The following is a 2,946-nucleotide window of genomic DNA, read 5'->3' on the forward strand; positions in this document are numbered from 1 at the left end:
TCGTGCGGGCGCAGCACGCGCGGCAGCACCGCGTCGTGGCCGAGCGCCAGCTCGAGCAGGTCGCGCCGGTAGTCGTCGGTGGTCGGCGACCAGTAGCCGGTGCCGGACGCGTCCGACCGGTCGGTGACGAGCGCCTCCAGGCCCTCGCGCCCCGAGCCGGGGCCGTACCCGGCGAGCCGCCACGTCAGCCAGTCGTGGGGCAGCGCGACGGCGGCCACGCGCGCGGCGTTCTCCGGCTCGTGGTCCCGCAGCCAGCGCAGCTTGGTGACCGTGAGCGACGCGACGAGCACCGAGCCGCACGCGTCGGCCCACGCCTGCGGGCCGCCGAGCTCGTCGACGAGGTCGAGCGCGGACTGCGCGGAGCGCGTGTCGTTCCACAGCAGCGCCGGCCGGATCACCTCGCCGTCCTCGTCGAGCACGACCATCCCGTGCTGCTGCCCGCCGACGGAGACCGCCTCGACGTCGTCGAGGCCCCCCGCGTCGGCGATCGCGGCCTGCAGGGCGTCCCACCAGTGGCGCGGGTCGACCTCGGTGCCGTCGGGGTGCGACGCGCGACCGGAGCGCACGAGCGCCCCGGTCGCGGCGTCGCGGACGACGACCTTGCAGGACTGCGTCGAGGAGTCGATCCCCGCGACGAGTGCCATCAGCGTCTCCTTCGTCCCCGTGGAGCGGCGGGCGTCAGCCGCGGGCGCCGAGCGCGTGCTCGAGCGCGAGCTGGTTGAGCCGGACGAACCCGAAGCCGCGGGCGGCGACGGCGTCGACGTCCAGGTCCTCGTAGGCCGAGGTGTCGGCGAGCAGGTCGTCGAGCGTCTCGCCCTCGGCGAGGGTCGGCTGCGCGAGCTCGAGCACGCCGGACGCCTCGAGCGCCTCCTGGACCTCCGGGTCCTCGCGGAACGCCTGCGCGCGCTCCTTGAGCAGGATGTAGGTCGCCATGTTCGCGGCGGCCGAGTCCCACACGCCCTGGAAGTCCTCGGTGCGCGAGGGCTTGTAGTCGAAGTGGCGGGGGCCGTCGTAGCGCGGGCCGCCGCTGGGGAAGCCGTTCTCGACGAGGTCGACCGTCGCGAACGCGGAGAACAGGTCGCCGTGGCCGAAGACGAGGTCCTGGTCGTACTTGATGGACCGCTGGCCGTTGAGGTCGATGTGGAAGAGCTTCTCGGCCCACAGCGCCTGCGCGATGCCGGACGTGTAGTTGAGGCCCGCCATCTGCTCGTGCCCCGTCTCCGGGTTGAGGCCGACGATGTCGCCGTTCTCGAGCTTGGCGATGAGCGCGAGCGCGTGGCCCACGGTCGGCAGGAGGATGTCGCCGCGGGGCTCGTTCGGCTTGGGCTCGATCGCGATGCGCAGGTCGTAGCCCTTGGACTTGATGTACGCGGCGACGGTGTCGATGCCCTCGGCGTACCGGTCGTGCGCGGCGTTGAGGTCCTTGGCGCTGTCGTACTCGGCGCCCTCGCGGCCGCCCCACATGACGAACGTCGTCGCGCCGAGCTCGGCGGCGAGGTCGACGTTGCGGACGACCTTGCGCAGGCCGTAGCGGCGCACGCGGCGGTCGTTCGAGGTGAACGCGCCGTCCTTGAAGATCGGGTGGCTGAACGTGTTCGTCGTGACCATCTCGACGGTGATGCCGGTCTCGGCCAGGGCGCCCTTGAAGCGCTCGAGGATCCGGTCGCGCTCGGCCGCCGACGAGCCGAAGGGGACGACGTCGTCGTCGTGGAACGTCACGTGCGCGGCGCCGAGCTCGGCGAGCTTGTGCACGGACTCCACGGGGTCGAGCCAGGGGCGGCTCGCGCTGCCGAACTGGTCCTGGGCGTTCCAGCCGACGGTCCAGAGACCGAAGGAGAACTTGTCGTCGGGCGTGGGCTTGCGGACCATCGTGAGGCCTCTCGTCGTCGAGCAGCGGGTGGGACCGACCGGGCGCCACCAGCGGCGCACGGATTAGTTGTACGGATGAACTTAAAGCGGATGCGCGCTAGGGTCAAGCCCATGCGCGCCACCGCCGCCCGCCAGGGGACCCTGCGCGAGCACAACCTCGAGCTCGTGCTCCGGTACGTGCTCGACGCCTCGACGGTCGGCGCCCGTCCACCGTCCCGCGCCGACGTCGCCGCCGCCACCGGGCTGACCCGCGCCACCGTCTCGGCGCTCGTCGACCGCCTGGTCCAGGCCGGGCTCGTCGCCGAGCTGCCGCCCGCCCCCGCGGTGCGCGCCGGCCGGCCGGCGGTGCCGCTCGCCGCACCGTCCCGCACGTTCGCGGCCGTCGGGGCGGAGGTGAACGTCGACTACCTCGGGGCGCGCGTCGTCGACCTGTCCGGCGCCGTGCTGGGGGAGCGCCAGCTCGCGGGCGACTTCCGCGGCTCCGACCCGCGCACCGTCCTGCGGCTGCTCGCGCGGCTCGTCGACGAGCTCGTCGAGGAGGTGTCGGCGACGCAGCCCGCCCCGCGCGTCGTCGGCTCCGCGCTCGCGCTGCCCGGCCTCGTCGACCGCGCGACCGGCTCGCTGCTGCTCGCGCCCAACCTCGGCTGGCGCGAGGTCGACGTCGTCGGCCTGCTGCCGCCCGCGTCGGTGCTCGGCGAGCACCCCCCGCAGCTCGCGAACGAGGCCGACCTCGCGGCCCAGGCCGAGGCGGACGCGCGCCGCACGCACGGCGGCGCCGCGTCGTTCCTGTACGTGTCCGGCGAGGTCGGCATCGGCGCGGCGCTCGTGCTGGACGGCGTGCGCTTCGACGGCCGGCACGGCTGGGCCGGCGAGATCGGGCACACGGTCGTGGACGGCGAGCGGTCGCTGGAGGAGGTGGCGGGCCAGGACGCGATGCTGCGCGCGGCCGGCCTCGACCCGCACGCGCGCGCCGACCGCCACCGCCGCGAGCATGGCCGCGCCGTCGGGCGGCGTCCCCCCGGCCGAGGCCGTCGACGTACGCCTGCAGCGCCGCGACGACGTCGCGCCGCACCTGCT

General features: G+C 74.5%; 3 protein-coding genes. 1 reads left to right on the forward strand and 2 read right to left on the reverse strand.

The window, feature by feature from the left end:
• On the reverse strand, positions 1–644 hold a 644-nt coding region (locus HGCM_RS17215; protein WP_246119434.1), incomplete at its 3' end, for an FGGY family carbohydrate kinase.
• A gap of 34 nt (positions 645–678) precedes the next feature.
• Positions 679–1,869 (reverse strand): xylose isomerase, encoded by a 1,191-nt coding sequence (xylA, locus tag HGCM_RS06075; RefSeq protein WP_019135970.1) that lies wholly within the window; start codon positions 1,867–1,869, stop codon positions 679–681.
• 111 nt (positions 1,870–1,980) lie between these two features.
• Between xylA and HGCM_RS17220 the strand changes: the two genes are divergently transcribed.
• A partial coding sequence (locus tag HGCM_RS17220) for an ROK family transcriptional regulator (protein ID WP_019135971.1) occupies positions 1,981–2,946 on the forward strand: 966 nt, incomplete at its 3' end.

The sequence above is a fragment of the Cellulomonas massiliensis JC225 genome, from assembly GCF_000312005.1.
Taxonomy (GTDB): domain Bacteria; phylum Actinomycetota; class Actinomycetes; order Actinomycetales; family Cellulomonadaceae; genus Cellulomonas; species Cellulomonas massiliensis.

Excerpts from the sequence above, each read along its gene's own strand:
- xylA (WP_019135970.1), bottom strand. The coding sequence starts at position 1,869 with ATGGTCCGCAAGCCCACGCCCGACGACAAGTTCTCCTTCGGTCTCTGG.